This window comes from Rothia nasimurium, from assembly GCF_928382285.1.
Lineage (GTDB): Bacteria > Actinomycetota > Actinomycetes > Actinomycetales > Micrococcaceae > Rothia > Rothia nasimurium_E.
The window spans coordinates 204,106-225,248 of sequence record NZ_CAKMSS010000001.1 but is presented as its reverse complement, the minus strand read 5'-3'; the positions used below and the strand labels follow the sequence as shown (position 1 = coordinate 225,248).

Genomic DNA, 21,143 nt, shown 5'->3' with positions numbered 1-21,143 from the left:
ATGTCTCATCCTTCTGAGACGGTGACACCTACCCTCTATAACTTTGTCACCCACAAAATCCATCGCCTCTACGGAGGACACAATGCAGGTTCCTCAGCGTCCAAAAAAGAGCTGAGCGACCTTCGTCAAGCAGTAGGTCAAGATCCTGCTAAAAACCCGCTAGCCTGGCAGTATGTCCTCACCGGCGATGAAAATATCGACTTTCCAGATAACTACCGAGGCCGAGGAGACGAAGCCAGCTACGGTGAACTAGCCACCTACATGGCCCTCACCCTCTACGCTGTCCACCAGCAATCAGAGCAAAGAAACATGCACACCAAAGACATTAGCTTTGGTTACTCAATAGGACAGCTTGTTGCAAAGCGCACCCCCTCCATCAAAAAACGCTTTGATGCCCTACTTCAGGCAAGGAACTTTAGCGGTATCGTCTACCACGCTCGTTCCCTGGTTCAGCTCCTCAAACAGGAAGAACTAACCTTCGACTATGGAAGGTTCACTACCGACCTCTACTGGCTCCAGCACCCCAGGCACCGTGCAAAAGTCATTACCCGCTGGAGCCGAGACTTTGCCTACGGCTACACTCGCCGCCCAGCAAATACCTCTACCAACAACTAACCCAAGAAACTAAAAGGAGAAATCATGAGCTTCTACATCGATATCCACGCCCTACAGACCCTTCCCCCCTCCAACATCAACCGCGACGATACGGGCTCCCCCAAGTCTGCTGTTTTTGGCGGGGTACCCCGCCAGCGTGTTTCTTCCCAGGCTTGGAAGTCTGCTATTCGTCAGGACTTCGTCGCCAACCTCGACACCGATAAGATGGGAATCCGCACCAAGCGAGTAGCCGAAAAAGTCGTTACCAAAATTCAGGAAATTTCTGAAGGATACGACTATGACCAGGCTCTTTCCGAGGTTGCAGAAGCTTTCAAAACAGTAAAAATTTCCCTGGCTGAGCCCAAAAAGAAGAAAGAAGAAGAGGCGCCGAAGACCCTGGAATCCGGTTATCTTCTGCTGGTCAGCAACCAGCAGATTTCACGCCTGGCCCAGGCAATCATCGATGCTGAAGGCAGCAAACTGAAAAAAGCGGATGTAGAAAAAATCCTGGACGAACAGCACAGCGTTGACATTGCCCTCTTTGGCCGTATGCTTGCTGACGCCCCCGACTTCAACGTTGATGCCTCCTGCCAGGTAGCCCACGCTATTGGCGTTCATGAGTCAGAGCCTGAATTCGACTACTTCACCGCAGTCGATGACGTTGTCCGCGACGCAGACGAAACCGGCGCAGGCATGATTGGCACCGTCGAGATGATGTCCTCCACCCTCTACCGCTACGCCAACATCAACTTCACCGGCCTACAGGCAAACTTGGGTGACAAGGAGGCCGCTGTAGAGGCCGCAACCCAGTTCATCAAGAGCTTCATCACCGCTATGCCCACCGGCAAGCAGAACAGCTTCGCTAACCGCACCCTGCCCGAGGCAGTAGTGGTTACCCTGCGTGATGACCGCCCAGTTTCCTACGTCAATGCCTTTGAAACCCCTGTCAAGGAGAGCGCGGAGAAGGGCCGCCGTTACCAGGCAGCCACTGCCCTAGCCCATGAAGCACAGGAGCTGGCAGAAACATACGGTCTGGAGCCCGTCAAGAGCTACTTTCTTGCAGTAGGAGACCTCAAGGATGCCCTAGAAAACCTTGGCCAGGGCGTAAACCTCAAGGAACTCCTTTCCGCAGTTGAAAGCGATCTTTCCGAGGTGCTGGCAGACTAATGTACTCGCTACTCCTCAAATTCAAGGCGCCGCTACAGGCCTGGGGAGCTGAGAGCCGGTTCAAGGTCCGCCATACCAACAACGAGCCTACAAAGTCAGGAGTTATTGGGCTTCTTTCCGCCGCCCTGGGGCGCGACCGTCAAGAGCCCGTAGACGACCTGGCCCAGCTTGAATTCGCGGTGCGGGTAGACCACCCAGGTCAGCTGACTCGCGACTATCACACGGCCCGTAACTGGTTCGGTAAGGACAAAAATTCCCAGCTCAGTACCCGCTACTACCTGGCGGATGCTGTCTTTCTGGTAGCCCTAGCTTCACCCCAGAAAGCGCTCCTGGAAGAACTAGAAGCCGCCCTGCGGCGTCCTGTCTATCCGCTCTACCTAGGGCGGCGGGCCTGCCCCGCTAACCCTGATCTAGTACTGGGTATCAGAGAGGGCAACGCGGAAGAAGTTCTGCGAGCAGAAAATACCTGGTACGCACCCAAGTGGGCTCAGCAAAACGCCGGAGAGCTTGTCTCACTTGCGATCCTGCGCGATGCCCGCCTAGGCGAACCAGCAGATACCTTACGAGATATCCCGGTAAGCTTTAATCCAGAGTTCCGGCAGTATTCGCTACGGTCTGTTTTCCGGGCAGAGCCCTTAGAAATCAACAATCCTGAGGGAGAAACTGAGCCGGAGGACGAATTCATGAAGGTGGTTACTGAAGCATGAGTTTCTTTTCCCGCATACTCATCAATCCCCAGCGTCGTGAAGCGCGAAAGCTCATAGCCAGCCCCCAAGCCATGCATGCTGCCGTCCTCTCTGCTTTCCCGCCAGATGTGCAGGCGAGCGCAGACAGCCGGGTACTGTGGCGGCTCGATGTTAACGGCCCTTCCTATACCCTCTACGTTCAAAGTCCTGAAGAGCCGGATCTACGGCATATTCAGGAGGCCGCCGGCTGGGAGTCACGTCCTGCTGAAGTTGCTCATCTTGGTAAGTTGCTAGCCAGCCTAAGGGAGGGCCAGGCCTGGTCCTTCCGGCTAACTGGAAACCCGGTTAAGTCTCTTCCTGTAGAAAATGGGAAGCGTGGTAGGGTCGTCCCCCATGTTACTGCTGAACAGCAACTTGGCTGGCTAGTGCATAAGGCTCCGCAATGGGGCTTTAGGGTAGCTGAAGGCTCTGAGCCAGGAAGTTACCTGGCAGCTGTCACTTCACGATCTGACCAGCGTTTTAGCCGTGCTAATCCTCACGATGACGGACGACGTGCTTCTGTGACCCTCCGGCAAACCCAATTTGACGGGGCTCTTGTTATCACCGATGTAGACCTCTTCCGAGAGTCCATACTCAAGGGCATGGGCAAGGGAAAGGCCTATGGATGTGGTCTGCTTACTATCCGTAAAAATTCTTCCTAAGAATCTGGGATGCACACTTGTGTGCATCCCAGATTCTTTTATATCTCTCAGATCCAGGAGAAACCCATGATTGGTGCCACCCCACCCACCACCAAGGAACTCACCAGAAGTTCTGACCGGCTTTCCTTTATCTATGTTGAGCACAGCGTTATCCATAGAGAAGACAGCGCTATTACCGCAACTAATAGCCAGGGAACCGTGCATATACCTGCCGCTTCTTTAGGCGCTCTTATGCTTGGTCCAGGCACCCGTATTACCCACCACGCCATGATGTTACTTGGCGACTGCGGTGCAACCGCGGTGTGGGTAGGTGAGCAGGGGGTACGCTACTATGCTCACGGTAGCTCCTTGGCTAAAACCACTCGTCTGCTTCAGGCCCAGGCAGATAAGGTCAGTAATACTCGCAAGCGCCTAGCTGTTGCTAAGGAAATGTATAACATGCGCTTCCCCGATGAAGATGTCAGGGAACTAACAATGCAACAGTTACGGGGCAAGGAGGGCGCTAGAGTACGCCGTATTTACCGCCAGGAATCTGGTCGTACCGGTGTGCCTTGGGATAACCGTAACTACGACCCCAATGATTTTGATAACGCAGATGCAATCAACATGGCTCTCTCGGCAGCGAATGCCTGCCTCTACGGGATAGTTCATGCGGTAGTAGTTTCTTTGGGCTGTTCCCCTGGTCTAGGCTTTGTGCATACGGGGCATTCCCGGTCTTTTATCTATGATATTGCCGACCTCTACAAGGCAGAAGTAAGTATTCCTGCGGCTTTTGAGGTTGTTGCAGAAAGCAAGGAGGACGTGGCGTCCAGAGCCCGCCGTGCAGTGAGAGACAAGCTCCGGGACGGCAAAATCTTGCAACGTTGTACTAGCGATATTCAGAAACTACTTCTCAGCTCGGAAATTGCTGAAGAAGACTGGCATACCGACGTCCTTGCCCTCTGGGGAGATCGCGAAGAAACGATAGAAAGCAGGAGAAATTATGGGGAGGAAGCATGATTGTTGTTATCCTCTCAAACTGTCCGCCTGCTCTACGCGGTGATTTGACCCGTTGGCTTTTAGAAATCAGTTCGGGAGTCTATGTTGGCAAGGTCAGTGCCCGAGTACGCGAGCACTTGTGGGAGCGTATTGTTTCTTCGGTACAGTCTGGTCGGGCGCTTATGGTCTTCTCTACCAACACAGAGCAGGGCCTAGATTTCAAAGTACACCGGCACCAGTGGGATCCCGTTGATTTTGAGGGCATAACCCTAATGCGTAGGCCTACGGTACCCAGCAAGCAGGTAGAGTCTAAACGTGGCTGGTCCAAGGCTAGTCGATACCGGTTGGGACGAAAAAGGTCGTAGAACAGAATTCGGCTCGTCCTGTCTCTGTGTGAGAGGCTGGTAGGTTCGGCTTTTCTGGGGCACTTGCGGGGAACACGGTAAACTGGTGGGGCAATACCTTCACCGTCTATTTGCTTTGAGGTTCCCATGGCTCGCCGCACCACCGCGCACGATGACTACCCCACCGACGTCGTCGAAAATATCGTCGATATCGACGTGACCAGCGAGATGGAAACCAGCTTCCTGGAATACTCCTACTCGGTCATCTACTCCCGCGCCCTTCCCGACGCCCGCGACGGCCTCAAGCCCGTGCAGCGCCGCATCCTCTACATGATGCAGCAGATGGGTCTGCGCCCCGACAAGGGCCACGTCAAGAGCGCCCGCGTTATCGGCGAAGTCATGGGTAAGCTGCACCCCCACGGCGACGGCGCCATCTACGACGCCATGGTGCGCCTGGCCCAGCCCTTCTCTATGCGCCTGCCCGTGGTCGACGGCCACGGCAACTTCGGCTCCCTGGACGACGGCCCGGCGGCCTCCCGCTACACCGAGGTCCGTATGGCCCCGGCGGCCCTCGCCATGACCGCCAACCTCGACGAAGACGTCGTGGATTTCGTACCCAACTACGACAACCAGTTCATGCAGCCGGCCGTCCTGCCCGCCGCCTACCCCAACCTACTGGTCAACGGCTCAGCCGGTATCGCTGTCGGCATGGCCACCAACATGGCCCCCCACAACCTGCGCGAGGTCATAGCCGCTGCCCGCCACCTGCTCGATAACCCCGAAGCCACCCTCAAAGACATCATGAAGTTCGTGCCCGGCCCCGACCTGCCCTCCGGCGGCACCATCGTGGGCACCACCGGCATTAAGGACGCCTACGAAAAGGGACGCGGTATCTTCAAGACCCGCGCCAAGGTCTCCATCGAACAGGTCACCGCCCGCAAACAGGGCATTGTAGTCACCGAACTGCCCTACCTGGTTGGCCCCGAAAAGGTCATCGAAAAAATCAAGGACGGCGTCAACTCCAAGAAGCTGCAGGGCATCTCAGACGTCGTTGACCTGACCGACCGCAAAAACGGTCTGCGCATGGTCATAGAAATCAAGAACGGCTTCAACCCCAAGGCCGTGCTCGCCGCCCTCTACAAGCACACCCCGCTGGAAGACTCCTTCGGCATTAACAACGTAGCCCTGGTGGACGGCCAGCCCCAGACCCTGGGCCTGCTCGACCTGTTGCACGTCTACGTCAACCACCGCCTCGACGTTGTACGCCGCCGCACCAACCACCGCCTGGGCAAGCGCCGCGACCGCCTACACCTGGTCGAGGGCCTGCTGGTAGCCATCGTCGATATCGACGAGGTGATCCAGATTATCCGCTCCTCCGACGAAACTGCCCAGGCCCGTGAGCGCCTCATGCAGATTTACGACCTGAGCGAGGTACAGGCCAACCACATTCTCGAACTGCGCCTGCGCCAGCTCACCAAGTACTCCCGCATCGAGCTTGAAGCCGAACGCGATGACCTGCTCGCGGAAATTGCTTCCCTGGAAGAAATCCTCGGTTCCGATATGAAGCTCCGCGCCCTGGTCTCAGAGGAACTGCAGCAGGTTGCCGACGAGTACGGCACCGACCGCCGCACCAAGATCGTGACCAAGGACGAGCTGGCAGACGCTGTTGCTGCCCTGTCGGCATCCGCCTCCAAGGCTAAGAAAGAAGCCGGGTTGTCCCTAGAAATTGCGGACGACCCCTGCTGGGTACTGCTCTCAACCTCGGGTCAGCTGGGGCGCACCAGTGGCGTGAAGGGGCAGCGCCCTACCCTGCCCGACCCCGGCAAGCGCATCAAGCACGACGCCTACCTCTCCATTGTGCCCACTAGCGCCCGGGGTGAAATCGGTGCTGTCACTTCAGCCGGCCGCCTCATCCGCGTGCCCGTCATTGACCTGCCCGTGCTCGAAGAGGCCGGGGGCACCCCCCAGCTCACCAGCGGGGTCAAGGCAGCGGACGCCATCGCCCTAGCCCGCGGCGAAAAACTGGTGGGTTTGGTTCCGCTGAACTCTATTCTGGCTCTGGCAACAGAGCGGGGTGTCGTCAAGCGCGTCAATCCCGACTACCCACTCAATGCCACCGAGTTTGAGATTATGAAGCTCAAGCCCAAGGACGCCGTGGTGAGCGTTGCGGTCTGCGACTCCAACGATGCGATACTGACCTTCATCACCGAACAGGCAAAACTCCTCACCTTTGATGCCGCAAAGGTTCGCCCCCAGGGTCGCACCGGCGGTGGCATGGCAGGCATGAAGGTAGCCGACGACGATAAACTTCTTGCCTTTGGCGTCACCGCCCCCGGGGCGGACGCCCAGGTCGTCACCATCACCGACGGCGGCGAGGAAGGGGCCACAGCCAAGGTCACCGAACTCACCGAGTTCCCCCAAAAGGGCCGCGCAACCGGCGGCATGCGAGCCCACCGCTTCCTCAAGGGCGAAACCGCTCTGGCTCTAGCCTGGGTGGGTGTCGGCCCGGCTAAGGCAGTCTCAGCAGCCGGTGTTGCCCGCACCCTACCCACCGAATTCGGCCCGCGCGACGGATCCGGCGTGCTCCTAGCCCAGAGCATCGACGCAATCGGCCCCAACTACCAGGCACTGACCTCCCCCGCACCTGCATCAGAGCTATCAGAAGAACCCGCCGACCAGCCTGAAGTTCAGGTTGAAGAGGACGCTCTCTTCTAATAAACCTGGTTAGCGGGGAAGGGAGTGTTGGTGTGCCTGCCGACCCTCTTGGGCTCGCGCTGGGGCGCTCGCCCAATTCACGCCAGCCCCGAGCCAGCAGGCACACCAACACTCCCTCCCCTGAAATCAGTTGCGGGCGCGCCCGCTACTTTCTTCCATTACACTGCTGAACGCAGCCGGGAATTCACTTCAGCAACCACCTGCTCGGGGTTGGTAGCGGACGCCGTCACCCGCCTACCGTTGGTCAGGGTAAAGGTAACGGAGGGGCCGCCGGTCAGATAGCCGGTGTTACCTCCGCCCATAATTCTGAGACCGGCCCCCTGTGCCAGACCGGTTTCTGGCCCCACTTCTGCCTTCTCAATCTCGCTGTAGGGTAGCTCTTTCGAGAAGAACTTCATGGTGGTGACTTTGACGGAGGATTCGAGCAGGTCAATGCGGGTACTGCTGAAAATCATCGGAATAATAACCAGCGCTACGGCAGCTCCTACAAGCGCTGAAATGAGGAGCCCCTGGTTGGTGCCGTCCTTATCAACGGGGCCAAAAATCATGATGGGCAGTGCAACACTCAGCAGCACAAAAACTATGACCCCGCACAGAAACAGCTTGAACTTCTTAGTCAGGGGCGCAACGTAGCTGCGCTCTTGAAGAGTAGGCATGGGATTCACTCACTATCTGCCACTCAGGCCCTAGAAATTTATTATCTAGAACACACTTTACCCCCCCATAGTAAATTTCTAGACAGCCAACAAGAGTCCCTTGGCTCCACACACTCCCGTCTTATTCCTATACATAGGCCAGCGACCATAGTTAGCAGCAGCCCACCCTTAGATAGAGAAAACCCCTCCCGCAGCGTCCTGTTGCAGGAACCTTGGGAGGGGTTTTCTCGCTTCTATCTAAGCTTCACCACGGTATCGCAGGCGGCGATATCTTCGGCTCGGTGGGAGACCAGGACGACCGCAGGCAGCTTGGTCTTGCCCTTAAGCTTCTGGCCGGGGGCGCGCTTAGTACCGCGGGCAACCTCATTAATCAGAGCCACCGCAGCGGGGGCATCGAGGTGGGCGGTCGGCTCATCCATCAGCAGCAGGGGCGAATCCACCAGCAGGGTGCGGGCAATCGCAATACGCTGACGCTGACCGCCCGACACATAAGAACCACCAGCCCCCACCAGGGTCTGCAGGCCAGCAGGCAGGGACCGCACAAAATCGCCCAGCCCTACCCGGTCAAGTACCTCGTACATCTCTTCATCTGTGGGGCGCTCGTCCGCCGAACGGGCAATCGCCAGGTTATTAGCGATAGTGGACTCAAAGATATAGGCAGACTGGGGGCACCAGGCCGCGTACCCGCGCAAAGACTGGGCATCAAAGGCATGACCGTTCACCCGAACCTGCCCCTGCTCAACAGGCAAGAAGCCCAGCAGAGTAGCCAGAGCCGTTGTCTTGCCCGAGCCCGAGGGTCCGGTAATACCCAGCCACTGCCCCGACGATACAGACGCTGACAGGCCGGTAAAGACAGGCTGCTCCATATCGGGCCAGCGGGTTGCCAGCGAATCCAGCTCCAGGGTGATGGACTTATGGGCGGCACGGTTCTTAGCCCCAATACCGGGGTCCCCCAGAATATCTCGGATCTCGCCCTTACCGGCGTCCTCCCCTTCAGCTGCGGTGGCGGCGTCCACGGTCTCAAAGTTAGCGCGGGTGCGGGCAACCAGGGCTGCGAAGGCGGGCCAGCCGCGAACGGCGTCCAGGTGGGCTGCGGTGGTCTCAAACAGGCCGGTCATCATCAAGATGACGATAGCTGCGGTCGGCGCGGTAACCTCCCCAGCTTCAACGGCAGGCCAGACGCTGGCAATCACAGCCAGAGCCGCACCCCACCAGGTAACGACCATCAGGCCCTGGCCCACGCCGATAGCGCGGGAGCTCTTGAGGCGGGAGGCCTGGGCATAGCCATCCTGGCGGGAGACAGCCAGGGCAACGGTCTGGTCAAGGCCGTTATTGTGCAGGTCGGTAGCAGCATCCAGGGCAGAGACGCCCAGGCGGAGCATGGCCGAGGTTTCCCGGCGGGCAACGGCGTCCGCGCGCTCGTCCGCACGCAGCACCACTGCCGGAATCACGAAGGTAGAGATAAGAACTGCAATGACGACCGGCAGCAGGGCCTGCGGGGTGGCCCAGGCGGTCACGCCCAGCACCAGCAGCATCACGATCAGGTGGGCGGCAACCGGCAAGATGACGCGCGGGATAGCGTCGCGCAGCTCGTCGATGTCGCCGACCAGTCGGTCAAGGATCTTATCCCCTCGCAGCAGGGAGCGCACCGACAGGACGGTACGTCCGGCAGCATCCCAGGCGCGCACGCGCAGGGTGTTAGCCGCCCCCAGCACCAGGTTGTGGGTGCGCAGGCGCTCAGCATAGCGGGAGGTCGCCCTGCCCAGGCCAAAGAAGCGGACACCGGTAACGGCTACCAGCAGGTACATCATCGCGGGCTGCTCAGCGGCGCGCACAATGAGCCAGCCAGAAAGCGCGGTAAGGCTGACAGCAAAGACCACGGTAAGGACTGACAGCAGGATAGGCAGGGCCATGTCGCGCTTGCGGATGCCGGTGAGCTCCCCCAGGTGACGCAGGGTTTTCAGGACGCCCGCCGCGGCCGGCTCTGCCGCCTGTTCGGTTGAGCTTGCAGCAGCCTGGACGGGGGCCGAGTCTTCGAGCTCGCCGGTGGCGACGGCGTCCGCCAGGGTCGCAAGAGCGTAGCCGCCCAGCCCGTCGGTGTTCTGGGCGGTGAGCTCCCAGGTAACGCCGTGGGGCTTTGAGGTCGCCTGGAGCAGGTTGTTGGTGGCGGCAGCCAGGGCGGTGTCGTGGGTGACGATAATCAGGGTTGCGCCGGTCTCCTGCAGGGCAGCAAGGGCGACGTTCACCTTGGCCGCTGAAACCGGGTCAAGGTGGGCTGTGGGTTCGTCAATCAGTACGGTGACGCGTTCTTCCTGGGCCTGCAAGGTGGCAACGCGGGCCAGGGCGCGGGCAATAGCAAGTCGGCGCATCTGGCCAGCTGAGAGGGCTTCCGGCGGCAGGTCGGCGAGGTCAGCCAGCCCTACGGAGTGCAGGAAGGAGGTGAAGTAGTCGCGGTCCTCAGCGGTGAAGGCAACGGAATCATCGAGCAGGGTTGAGGCGTAGTTGATGCCTTCGAGGGCACCTTCGCCGCGGGTTACGGTGGCGTAAAGGGCAACCTCAGCCAGGGCGGTGGGGGCAATGAAGGTGGGCGACTGGCTGATCCAGACGGTGGAGCCGGTACCGGACACCAGACCAGAGACGTGTACCGGTTCGGTGGTTCCGGTGGGTACCAGATCATTGCGCAGGGCTCCGCCCAGTACCGAGAGCAGGGTGGTTTTGCCGCAGCCGGAAGGCCCTGTGATTGCGGTGGTGGTTCCGTGGCGCAGGGTGAAGCTCACGCCGGTGAGGGTGCGGTCGCGGCCCGGGTAGGCGACAGAGAGCTGGCGCACCGAGATGCGGTCGCCGCCGGGGGCGACGGTGGCGTGGGGAATGGGCTGGTCGATGATGGCCTCGGCGCGGCGGAGGGCTGCCACGCCGTCCTCAGACTGGTGGTAGGCGGTGCCCACATCGCGCAGGGGCTGGTAGCACTCGGGGGCCAGCAGCAGGGCGAAGAGGGCGACGTCGAGCCCCAGGTTCCCCTCCACCAGGCGCAGGCCAATCAGCACCGCTACCAGGGCCACCGAGATGGTGGTAATCAGTTCCAGGGCCAGCGATGAGAGGAAGGCTGAGCGCAGGGTGTACATGGTGGCCTTGCGGTAGCGCTCCCCCAGATCGCCCAGCGCCTTTGACTGGGCCCGCGAGCGCCCCAGGCCCACCAGCACGGGCAGGCCCTTGACCAGTTCGACGATGTGGTCTGAGAGGCGCAGCAGGTCGCGCTGGGCGCGGGCGGTGTCTTCTGCTGTGGTTCGGCCGATGAGCACCATGAAGAGGGGAATCAGGGGCAGGGTGCAGAGAATGACCAGGGCTGAGACCCAGTCGTAGAAGGCGATAAAGACCAGTAGCACCGTAGGGACGACAGCCGTAGACACAAAGGCGGTGAGGGTCTTGGTGTAGTAGTCATCCAGGGCGTTGAGGCCGCGGGAGAGCAGGACGGCGGTGGCACCGGTGCCGTCGGGGGTGTCGATACCGCCGGTGGCAAGGACGCGGCGGATGAGTTTGCGGCGGATAGTGGTTTTGGCACCTACCGCTGCCTGCTGGGCGTAGAAGCCCAGGGACCAGTCGGCGGCTGCGCGCACCAAAAGTGCAATGACGCCGGTGACCGCCAGGGAGAGCAGGCCCGGCTGCATGAAGGGGGTGGCAAAGAAGATACCGGTGAGCTGGGCCTGGCCGTTACCGGCGAAGATGGCAAGCTGCTCGGCGTGGGCAGAATCGTAGGTTTTACCCTCGTAGAGCACCGCATAAGTCATGCGGGCCAGCAGGGTGATGGCGGTGCCCAGCACCGCGGCAAAGACAATGAGCGCCAGGGTTTTGAGTGCGGTGAGCACGGCAAAAACGGTGAGGTTTCTCTTGGCATGGGGCCCCAGCGGGGGCCGCTTGCTCGTTGTGGGAGCGGTCATTCTCGATAGTGTCCTTGGTGCCGCGAACAGTTTATTCACTATTCTAGTGGGAACTTTCCAGCCGGGCAGACGCGAGGTCTGTGACTAGGCCGTGGGTATGAGCACACCTACCCGCCCGGGTAGGCGAAAGGACGCCGGGAGCTGCTCCCGACGTCCTTTCGTCTCTACGCCGTGTGCTAGCTGCTAGGCGTTGTGGGCGCTTGCACGAGTGGCGCGAGCGGCCAGCTCGGTGGCGTCGTGAGCATCGGGGATGCTCTCAACGCGCAGGCGCTTGCGGAAGACCCAGTAGGTCCAGCTCTGGTAGACGAGCAGAATCGGGATGCCGAAGAGGCCGACCCAGCTCATCACGCGCAGGGTGTATTCGGAGCTCGACGCGTTGGCGATAGTGAGGTTGTAGGCCTCATCGAGGGTTGAGGGCAGGACGTTGGGGTATAGGGCCAGGAAGATGGCCAGGACGCCGAAGCCCACAAATACCGCAAAGCCGGAGAAGGCTTTGCCTTCGCTCCTGCGGCTGGCGAAGAACCAGGCAGCGGCAAGAGCCAGTACAGCAAGGACGGTCAGGGCGTAGGAGATGCCGTTACCGGTGGTCACCTGCATGTAAACGACCCAGACGACAACCGGGAGCACCAGCAGGGGTGAGAACTTGACCAGGGCAGCACCGGCACGGTGGCGCACCTCGCCGTCGGTCTTCAGCGCGATGAAGGCAAGACCCATAACCAGGGAAACACCGACCATGGACAGGCCGCCCATAAAGACAGCGGGAGTTAGCCAGGCGAAGGCACCGCCCACACGGTCACCGTTTGCGTTGATGGGCAGGCCGGTGGAGGTCAAAGCCAGCAGGGCACCGACCAGGAAGGCGATGAAGAAGGAGCCCAGGGAGATAGCCAGGGTCCAGCCGGCAATCCAGCGCTCTGAATCCTTCTTACCGCGGTACTCGATAGCAACAGCGCGGAAAATCAGGGCCAGCAGGGCCAGGGTCAGCGGGATGTAGAGGGCTGAGAAGAGGGAGGCGTACCAGAGGGGGAAGGCGGCAAATGTGGCAGCGCCACCGGTCACAACCCATACCTCGTTGCCGTCCCAGACCGGGCCGATGGTGTTCAGCAGCAGGCGGCGTTCTTTCTCGTTTTTGGCGAAGATTCGGCTCATGAGCATGCCTACGCCCAGGTCGAAGCCGTCGAGGATGATATAGCCCACCCAGAAGAAGCCGATGACGGCGAACCAGAGGGTTGGCAGAAGAGGCTGATCAGCAAAAAGCTCAAACATGTGTGTAAGCCCCTTTCTTAGTAGGCGAACGCGAGCACGTCGCGGTCGTTCTTCTCGTCGGTATCGTGGGGGTCTTCAACCAGCTCGGGCATGGCAGCTGCCACACCGGCCTTGACGTACTTGGCCAGCAGGTAGACCTCAACAACCATCAGGACGCCATATACCAGCCCCAGGGAGATGAGCGAGAAGAGAATCTCGTAGCCCGAAACACCGGGTGAGACGGCTGCGGCGGTAAACATCATGATGGCGGGGTTGCCGTCGGGGTTGGGGGCAACCACGAAGGGCTGACGGCCCATTTCGGTAAAGATCCAGCCAGTGGCATTAGCGCCGAAGGGGGCAAGGATACCTGCAATAGCCAGGTTGGAGATCCACTTGGCTTCGGGGACTGTGCCTTCACCCTTCTTGCGGGTCACCCACAAAACGTAGAGGAAGGAGAGGGCGCTGATGCCGCCAAAGGTGATCATGCCGCGGAAGCCATAGTAGGTCACTTCCATCAGGGGCAGGTACTCGACCTCGGTACCGGCGCGTTCCCCGTAGAGCTCGGGGTTATCGGGGATGGTGGTGCCGTAGGTTTCTTCGTACTGGGGCAGCAGGGTGGTGATGCCGGGGACGTCGGTGGTGAAGTTGTTGTAGGCCAGGAAGGAGAGCAGGCCGGGAATTTCAATCACTGCCTGGACCTCGTCACAGTTCTGGGCACCAGGTGATGAGAGAGAAAGGACAGAGAAGCCGGTGCCGTCGTGGCAGGCTGCCTCGGCAGCTGCCATCTTCATGGGCTGCTGCTCAATCATAAGCTGGGCCTGATGGTGGCCGGTAAAGGCGGTGCCGATGAAGGCTGCAAAGCCAACGATAGCGCCGATACGCAGGGACTTGAACCAGACGTTGAAGTCGGTCTTGTCGCGGGCACCTTCGGTAGTTTCGCCAACGACAACCTTGCCGTCTTCCCCGATGGTGTCGATACCGTCGCGGCGGCGCTTCCAGAGCTTGTACCAGGCGATACCGACCAGGAAGCCACCGGCAACCTGCAGGGCACCGAAGATAGCGTGGGGGTAGGCCACCAGGGCGGTGTTGTTGGTCAGCACAGCTAAGACGTCGGTCATGACGGGGCGGCCGTCAATCATTTCAACGCCAACAGGGTGCTGCATCCAGGAGTTAGCCACGATGATGAAGTAGGCAGAGAGCCAGGAGGCCGCTACAGCAATCACCAGGCAGGCTGCGTGCACCTTGGGTGCCAGCTTGTCCCAGCCGAAGATGAAGAGGCCCAAGAAGGTGGACTCAACGAAGAAGGCCAGCAGGCCTTCCATCGCCAGAGGGGCACCGAAGACGTCGCCCACAAAGCGGGAGTACTCGCTCCAGGCCATACCGAACTGGAATTCCTGCACAAGGCCGGTTGCAACGCCCATGATGAAGTTGATGAGGTAGAGCTTGCCCCAGAACTTGGTCATGCGCTTGTATTCGTGCTTCTTGGTTCGCACGTAGGCGATGTAGAAGCCAGCTACAACGGCACCCAGGCCCAGGGTCAGCGGAACCATCATGAAGTGGTAGACGGTGGTGATACCGAATTGCCACCGCGCTAGTTCGAGGGGATCCATTGACATCCTTGAGAGTTAAAGTGAAGCACCGTCTGCGGGCTGGCATCTCTGCCGACTGCCCGGCGCAACGGTGCGGGTGTGTTGTGCTCTAGGATAGCGGGCTTGCATGAGCGTACCCTTAGGGTAGTTTTGACCTCTTCACCAGGTGATTTGACGCTTCACTAAAGGTCACTTAAACGCTAAGACTCCCGCTGACCTAGAGGGTTCAGCGGGAGTCTCAGCAGGTTTTTTACACCGGGCACCCAGTTAGTGACACTTTGTCTAGTCACGCCGGGGCGGGCGTCTTAGCGGGGCCCGAGCAGGCCAAGCTGGGCGACGGCGTCCTTCTCTTCAACCAGCTCAGCCACAGAGGCCGCGATGCGCTGGCTGGCAAAATCTGAGTGCTGCAAACCGTGAACAATCTCATATCCACCTGATGAACACTTGACGGGGAAAGAGCTGACGAGCCCCTCGGGCACCCCGTAGGAGCCGTCGGAGGGCACCGCCATAGAGGTGGTCCGCTCCCCCGTTCCCAGCACCCAGTCACGCACGTGGGCCAGGGCAGCATGGGCAGCGGAGGCGACGGACGAGCCACCGCGCACCGCGATAATTTCGGCTCCACGCTGGGCAACGGTGGGAATAAAGGTTTCTTCGATCCAGGTCTGACCAAGGTTCTTGTCGGCAAGGGCGTCGATAGCGGGGCGGCCGCCGACGGTGGCGTGGAAGAGGTCGGGGTACTGGCTGGCAGAGTGGTTACCCCAGATGGTGATGCCGTCAATTTCGGGCACGGTAGCACCGGTGGCGGCAGCCAGCTGGGCAACCGCCCGGTGGTGGTCAAGGCGGGTGAGGGCGGTGAACCGTTCCAGGGGGACGTCCGGCGCATGGGAGGCGGCAATGAGGGCGTTGGTATTAGCCGGGTTGCCCACCACAACTACTTTCACATCATCAGCGGCCCGGTCGTTGATAGCCCTCCCCTGCACCGAGAAAATACCGCCGTTGGCTTCGAGCAGGTCGGCACGCTCCATGCCCTTTATGCGGGGGCGGGAGCCAATGAGCAGGGCAATATTGGTGCCGTCGAAGCCAACGGAGGGGTCATCGGTGATATCGACAGATTCAAGCAGGGGGAAGGCGCAGTCGGCAAGCTCCATCGCGGTGCCCTCAGCGGCCTTGAGACCGGCAGGAATTTCGAGCAGGCGCAGGCGCACTGGAGTATCGGGGCCCAGCATTTCACCTGCCACGATGCGGAAGAGGCTGGCGTACCCTATCTGGCCAGCGGCGCCAGTAACGGTGACAGTAACAGGGTGCTTCATTGCATGTGTCATGCACAACATTTTACCCTTCCCCTGCCCACAACACGCTTAAGCGTCGATAGCTGTGTGGTCGAGCTTGGTCGCACCGCGGATAATGAAGTCCTTACGCGGAGCAACTTCTGAGCCCATCAACAGGGTAAAGGCCCTCTCGGCGGCCTCAGCGTCCTCAACCCGAACCCGGCGGAGCATACGGTGACGGGGATCCATGGTGGTCTCCGCCAGCTGGTCAGCGTCCATCTCACCCAGGCCCTTATAGCGCTGGATTGGTTCCTTATAGCTCTTGCCCTCAGCTTCCAACCTATCCAAGAGCTCGTGGAGCTCCTTCTCAGAATAGGTGTACACCATCTCATTAGCCTTGCCACGATTAACCACCTCAACCCGATGCAGGGGCGGTACGGCAGCGTAAACGTGGCCTGCCTCAACCAGCGGCCGCATGTAACGGTAGAAGAGGGTCAGCAGCAGGGTGCGAATGTGGGCGCCGTCCACGTCCGCGTCCGTCATCATGATGATCTTGTTATAGCGCTTCTGCTCCAGGTCGAAGGTGCGGCCAGAGCCAGCCCCAATGACCTGAATAATGGCGGCGCACTCGGCGTTAGCCAGCATGTCGGTCAGGGAGGCCTTCTGCACGTTCAGAATCTTGCCGCGAATGGGCAAAAGGGCCTGGTAGGTCGAGGACCGCGCTAGGCGGGCTGTGCCGAGTGCCGAGTCGCCCTCCACAATAAAGAGCTCAGACTTCTCAACATCGGTAGACCGGCAGTCCACCAGCTTGGTGGGCATCGACGAGGTTTCCAGGGCATTCTTGCGGCGCTGGGTTTCCTTGTGAACTCGCGCCGAAATACGCGACTTCATCTCGGCGACCACCTTTTCAGACACAGCCGCTGCCTGGGTCTTCTCGCCCCGGGCGGTGGAGTTCAGCTTGGCCGCCAGCTGCTTGGCAACCACCTTGGAGACAATCTGACGCACCGCCGGGGTACCCAGAATCTCCTTGGTCTGGCCCTCAAACTGGGGCTCAGCCAGACGCACGGTGAGCACAGCGGTCAGCCCCGCCAGCACGTCGTCCTTTTCGATCTTGTCGGTGCCAGCTTTGAACTTACGCGCATTATCGGCAATGTGCTTGCGGAAGGTCTTGAGCAGGCCCTGCTCAAAGCCGGTCTGGTGGGTGCCGCCCTTGGGGGTGGCGATGATGTTGACGAAGGTGCGCAGCTTGGTTTCGTAGCCGGTACCCCAGCGCAGGGCAACATCAACCTCGCACTCGCGTTCCACTTCGGTCAGCTGGGAGTGCCCCTCAGCGTCAAGCACAGGGACGGTCTCGGTGAAGGTATCGGTGCCGGTGAAGCGCCAGATGTCGGTTACGGCCTGGTCGTGGGCAAGGTAGTCCACGAACTCAGAGATACCGCCATCGTGCTGGAAGACCTCCTCAACGGTCTCAAATTCGCCGGGGGTGCCGGGTAGGCGGCGTTCGTCGCGCACGGCAATCCGCAGGCCTGGAATCAGGAAGGCGGTCTGGCGCGCACGAGCCGCCAGGTTCTCGTAGCTGAACCGGGCGTCCGGAGTGAAAATCATGGGGTCGGCCCAGTAGCGCACGCGGGTTCCGGTGACCCCGCGCTTAGCCTTACCCACCACCTGCAGGGCGTCGGTGGAAGCGGTGAAGGGGGCGTCGGGCTTGGGAGTGCGGGCGTCCTCGAAGATCCCGGGCACGCCGTGGCGGAAGCTCATCTGGTAGGTCTTGCCACCGCGGTCCACCTGTACGTCCAGGCGGGATGAGAGCGCGTTGACGACCGAGGCACCCACACCGTGCAGGCCGCCCGAGGCGTTGTAGGAGCCGCCGCCGAACTTACCACCGGCGTGCAGCTTGGTGTAGACCACCTCAACACCGGAGAGGCCGGTGCGGGGTTCGATGTCGGTGGGCACGCCGCGGCCGTCGTCCTGAACCTCAACTGAGCCGTCCTTATAGAGGATGACCTGGATGGACTGGCCATACCCGGCCAGGGCCTCATCGACCGAGTTGTCGATGATTTCCCAGAGGCAGTGCATAAGGCCGCGCGAGTCGGTGGAGCCGATGTACATGCCGGGTCGCTTGCGTACGGCTTCGAGGCCTTCGAGCACCGATAGGTTGCGGGCGGTGTAGTTGTTTGCTGCCACGAAACTCTCCTGCAGGTATGGACGGGGTGCCTATCTAGTGTAGTACACGTGTTCGGTTTGGCGGGTCTTGCCGCTGCTGTGCCTGAGCTGTGCCGGTGCGGACGCCCGGCGTCGGCTTGGGCTGACGCCAGGGGTTTAGCGCTGTGGGCGAAAGGACGTGCGGGGCGGCCCGGTCGGTGATTGTATGGAGGGTAAGAAAGAAAGCTTTTGAAAGGAGCCTATCGTGAGTGCAACTCTTGAGACCCGCCGCGAACTGACAGCTGCTGACCGGTGCGATGCCTGCGGCGCCCAGGCCTATGTGCGTGTGGTGATGGAGTCAGGTTTGGACCTGCTCTTCTGCGGCCACCATGCTCGTGCCAAGGAAGAGGCCCTGCGCGCTGTAGCGGCCGAGTGGGACGACCAGACTGACCGCCTGAGCTAACGTCTGCTCCCCTGCCCGCCCCACCCCGCCGGGTAGGTACCATTTAAATCAGAAAAACCCACGAACTAGGTGGGTTTTTCTGATTTTCTGGTCTTTTCTTTTCATGATGGGCTCAAAGAAGCCTTGCATATCGATTTTCAATATGAAACGATAGGGCCATATTGATAATCAATATGACTTACCGCACCAAAGGACCCTATGGCATCAGAAGAAGGACACAGCATCACCTGCCACTTAGATAACCTCCTTGCAGAGCGCAACATGAGCCTGGTGGAGCTCTCAAATCAAGTAGGGGTCTCTGTTGCAAATCTTTCCATACTGAAAAATAACCGCGCCCGCGCCGTCCGGTTTACCACCCTCACCGCCCTCTGCCGGGTGCTCGACTGCACCCCTGGTGACATCTTTACCTACAAGGACGAAGGAAAAGACTCATGAAAGCTCTATCAAACTACTTTGGTCTTACAGCCGACAACAGCAAGCCCCAGCCTGCTGAATACCAGTTCTCAGTTGCGACAGGCTATACAGCTTTTGCTGTAGTACTTATTCTTTACCTTGCCTTTGTGCAGTGGCCAGAGCAGGGAATTCCCAGCTCTCTTCACCGCTACAATCCTGAGCTAGAGGGCGGTACCTACTGGGTCAGTTCCGAGGGGCTTAACACGGGAACCCAGGTTCTGGCTTGGTCGGCTTTTGCATGGAAGTTCCTCATGTACCTTTGTGTAGCTGTACTTCTTCATCAAGTCGCTAAGTCTTTTTACCGCAAGGCAGATTTCACGCTGAAGGCTCTGAACCGCCTTCGGGTTGTCCCCGTTGTACTACTTATCGGAATGATTGGGTACTCCCTACTCACCGATTTAACCGCCCGCGGAATAGAAAAATCCGTAGGGCTCAGCAAGCTTGAGTCAGAACCAACTTTTATGTCAGACCAGGGGCTCATAACGGTTCTCTTTATTGCCACACTGTTCTTTATTGAGGGAGCCCTACGACGAGGACTAACTCTGCAAGAAGACTCAGACGGAACCATCTAGAAGGCTTATTCATAAGGATAGGTGAAGCAGGCTCACAGCGAAGCTGCTGGCTCGGGGCTGGCGTGAATCGCTTGTGAGCGAAGCGAACCAGCGAGAGGGTCGGCAGCGAGCGTGAGCCTGCGTAACCTCTTCTGAATAAGCCTCAGAGATTCTGCTCCTTTCGCAGCGTCTTGCCTAGGCCCCGTACCGGCTAAACACCGCTACCGCTTCCACGTGGTGGGTGTTAGGGTACATGTCGAAGGCTTCAACGCGTACAAGTCGCCAGCCCGCTGCGCGCAGATAGCCGGTGTCGCGCCCCAGGGCTGCCGGGTCGCAGGCCACATAGACCAGGGTGGAGGGGTTCAGGTCAGATACCTGCTCCATCACGGTACGGCCTGCGCCCTCACGAGACGGGTCGCAAATCACCACGTCCGGGGCGGCGTAGCGCCCCTCGGCCACCTCACCGCTGATCTTCTCAAGCACCCGGGCGACGTCCCCGCGTTCCACGCGCACACGCGTCCGCTCAGACCTGTGAGTGCGTGACGGGCCTTCGTCGCCAAAGTTCTCGGACGCGTTGCTGCTGGTCACCGGGGATCCCTCAACGGACAGCACCGTGCCCCTGTCCCCCACCGCGTCAGCGGCCAGTGCGGTGAAGAAGCCCGCACCTGCGTAAAGGTCGTAGACCGTCATCCCCTTTTTCAGGCGGGCAGCCTCAAGCACGGCGTTACCCAGCACCTCGGGGGCAGCCCGGTGGATTTGCCAGAAGCCGGTAGCAGCCACGTTCCAGTAGAAGTCCTGGGCGTAGACGGTGGCGGTTTCCAACAGATTGGGGTTGGCGGCACCGGCGATGACGTCGGCAGGTTTGGTGCCGCGGCGGCGTCCGCCCTTTTTCTCGGGGGTAAAGACCAGGGTGATCATGCGCTCTTCCAGCGACCCCCACAGGGCCCGGGCCTGCTCTTCGATGCCTTCGGCAATCTCAGCAGGCGTAGTCCGCGCTGACACGGTAAAGACCACAGCTAGCATATCGGTGGCTGCTACAGCCACATCAACCCGGGTGATACCGGCCAGCTTGAGCCGATGCAGTTCTAGGGCCTCGATGCGCTCATCGGCCAGGGGGAAGCCCGTAACGGGGACAGGCACCGAGCTAGAGTGCGGGAACATGGCGATCTGCTGGCTCTCGCGCTCCACTGCAAAATGCACTCGGGTGCGCCAGTGCAGACCCTGCTCATCACCGGGCAGGGCATGGACCGGCAGGTTGGCCAGTAGCGGGTGGTTTTCTGGCACCCCGCCCAGGCGCACCAGCTGTTCGGTCACAATCTGCTGCTTGTAGGCCCGCTGGGTCGCTAGGTCCAGGTGGCCATATTCCATACCGCCGAGGGGGTGAGCGGACGCGAGCGCGTCCGCCGGTGCCCAGGGGTGGGGGCGGCGCTGCGGTGCGGGGGTCTCTACGGAGACGACGTCTGCGAAGAAGAAGCGGCCTTTGGGGCCGCGGCCGGTGATGCGGGCGGTGGCGGTCTCCCCCACGACTCCGTGGCGGACGAAGATGACGCGGTCGCCCGCTCTAGCGACGAGGGCGCCGCCGTGGGCCGGACGCTCGGGGGTGAGTTCTAGGAGGTCGCCGATAGCGGGTTCGGGTGTTGTGGGGGTGGTAGACATGTG

Annotated in this window: 17 protein-coding genes; 10 read left to right on the top strand and 7 right to left on the bottom strand. The window is 60.2% G+C overall.

Translation table 11 applies throughout. The features are described from left to right. The 7 genes from casB (at position 1) to L6758_RS00910 (ending at position 7,185) form a co-directional block, all read left to right on the top strand. Positions 1-615, top strand: a complete 615-nt coding sequence (gene casB, locus L6758_RS00940) for a type I-E CRISPR-associated protein Cse2/CasB (protein ID WP_237199526.1) — start codon at positions 1-3, stop codon at positions 613-615. Between the two features lie 24 nt (positions 616-639). Further along, entirely contained in the window at positions 640-1,761 is a 1,122-nt protein-coding gene (cas7e, locus tag L6758_RS00935) for a type I-E CRISPR-associated protein Cas7/Cse4/CasC (RefSeq protein WP_237185353.1), read from the top strand. Then, positions 1,761-2,468 (top strand): type I-E CRISPR-associated protein Cas5/CasD, encoded by a 708-nt coding sequence (gene cas5e / locus L6758_RS00930; RefSeq protein WP_185173074.1) that lies wholly within the window; start codon positions 1,761-1,763, stop codon positions 2,466-2,468. The genes cas7e and cas5e overlap by 1 nt, the downstream gene beginning before the upstream one ends. Next, positions 2,465-3,148 (top strand): type I-E CRISPR-associated protein Cas6/Cse3/CasE, encoded by a 684-nt coding sequence (gene cas6e, locus L6758_RS00925; RefSeq protein WP_237199527.1) that lies wholly within the window; start codon positions 2,465-2,467, stop codon positions 3,146-3,148. Before cas5e ends, cas6e begins: the two co-directional genes overlap by 4 nt. Before the next feature lie 66 nt (positions 3,149-3,214). Beyond that, positions 3,215-4,147, top strand: coding sequence for a type I-E CRISPR-associated endonuclease Cas1e (gene cas1e, locus L6758_RS00920; RefSeq protein ID WP_185173076.1), 933 nt, complete (start codon positions 3,215-3,217; stop codon positions 4,145-4,147). Next, a complete protein-coding gene (gene cas2e / locus L6758_RS00915; protein WP_237185357.1) occupies positions 4,144-4,491 on the top strand; it encodes a type I-E CRISPR-associated endoribonuclease Cas2e in 348 nt (115 codons plus the stop codon). The genes cas1e and cas2e overlap by 4 nt, the downstream gene beginning before the upstream one ends. A gap of 126 nt (positions 4,492-4,617) precedes the next feature. Then, on the top strand, positions 4,618-7,185 hold the full coding sequence (locus L6758_RS00910; protein WP_237218594.1) for a DNA gyrase/topoisomerase IV subunit A: 2,568 nt from the start codon (positions 4,618-4,620) through the stop codon (positions 7,183-7,185). A gap of 158 nt (positions 7,186-7,343) precedes the next feature. On the opposite strand, the gene L6758_RS00905 is transcribed toward L6758_RS00910, so the two are convergent. From L6758_RS00905 to L6758_RS00880, 6 genes are all read right to left on the bottom strand, one after another. Next, on the bottom strand, positions 7,344-7,841 hold the full coding sequence (locus tag L6758_RS00905; RefSeq protein ID WP_237218593.1) for a hypothetical protein: 498 nt from the start codon (positions 7,839-7,841) through the stop codon (positions 7,344-7,346). Between the two features lie 233 nt (positions 7,842-8,074). Further along, positions 8,075-11,776 (bottom strand): thiol reductant ABC exporter subunit CydC, encoded by a 3,702-nt coding sequence (gene cydC, locus L6758_RS00900; protein WP_237199530.1) that lies wholly within the window; start codon positions 11,774-11,776, stop codon positions 8,075-8,077. 183 nt (positions 11,777-11,959) lie between these two features. Then, positions 11,960-13,039, bottom strand: a complete 1,080-nt coding sequence (gene cydB / locus L6758_RS00895) for a cytochrome d ubiquinol oxidase subunit II (RefSeq protein ID WP_237199531.1) — start codon at positions 13,037-13,039, stop codon at positions 11,960-11,962. 17 nt (positions 13,040-13,056) lie between these two features. Continuing rightward, on the bottom strand, positions 13,057-14,628 hold the full coding sequence (locus tag L6758_RS00890) for a cytochrome ubiquinol oxidase subunit I (protein WP_237199532.1): 1,572 nt from the start codon (positions 14,626-14,628) through the stop codon (positions 13,057-13,059). A gap of 284 nt (positions 14,629-14,912) precedes the next feature. Then, entirely contained in the window at positions 14,913-15,929 is a 1,017-nt protein-coding gene (locus L6758_RS00885; RefSeq protein ID WP_237199533.1) for a malate dehydrogenase, read from the bottom strand. Between the two features lie 36 nt (positions 15,930-15,965). Beyond that, positions 15,966-18,059: a DNA gyrase/topoisomerase IV subunit B gene (locus L6758_RS00880; protein WP_237205080.1), complete on the bottom strand. Its 2,094-nt coding sequence runs from the start codon at positions 18,057-18,059 to the stop codon at positions 15,966-15,968. Between the two features lie 223 nt (positions 18,060-18,282). Between L6758_RS00880 and L6758_RS00875 the strand changes: the two genes are divergently transcribed. The 3 genes from L6758_RS00875 (at position 18,283) to L6758_RS00865 (ending at position 19,505) form a co-directional block, all read left to right on the top strand. Further along, positions 18,283-18,480: a DUF7455 domain-containing protein gene (locus L6758_RS00875; protein WP_135011882.1), complete on the top strand. Its 198-nt coding sequence runs from the start codon at positions 18,283-18,285 to the stop codon at positions 18,478-18,480. Between the two features lie 198 nt (positions 18,481-18,678). After that, the gene (locus L6758_RS00870; RefSeq protein WP_237199534.1) at positions 18,679-18,915 is read left to right on the top strand and encodes a helix-turn-helix domain-containing protein; all 237 of its coding nucleotides are present in this window, start codon (positions 18,679-18,681) and stop codon (positions 18,913-18,915) included. Next, a complete protein-coding gene (locus tag L6758_RS00865; RefSeq protein ID WP_237199535.1) occupies positions 18,912-19,505 on the top strand; it encodes a hypothetical protein in 594 nt (197 codons plus the stop codon). The genes L6758_RS00870 and L6758_RS00865 overlap by 4 nt, the downstream gene beginning before the upstream one ends. Before the next feature lie 174 nt (positions 19,506-19,679). Here the strand turns inward: L6758_RS00865 and L6758_RS00860 are convergent, their stop codons facing one another. Further along, a complete protein-coding gene (locus L6758_RS00860; RefSeq protein WP_237205079.1) occupies positions 19,680-21,140 on the bottom strand; it encodes a class I SAM-dependent RNA methyltransferase in 1,461 nt (486 codons plus the stop codon). Positions 21,141-21,143: the final 3 nt, after the last annotated feature.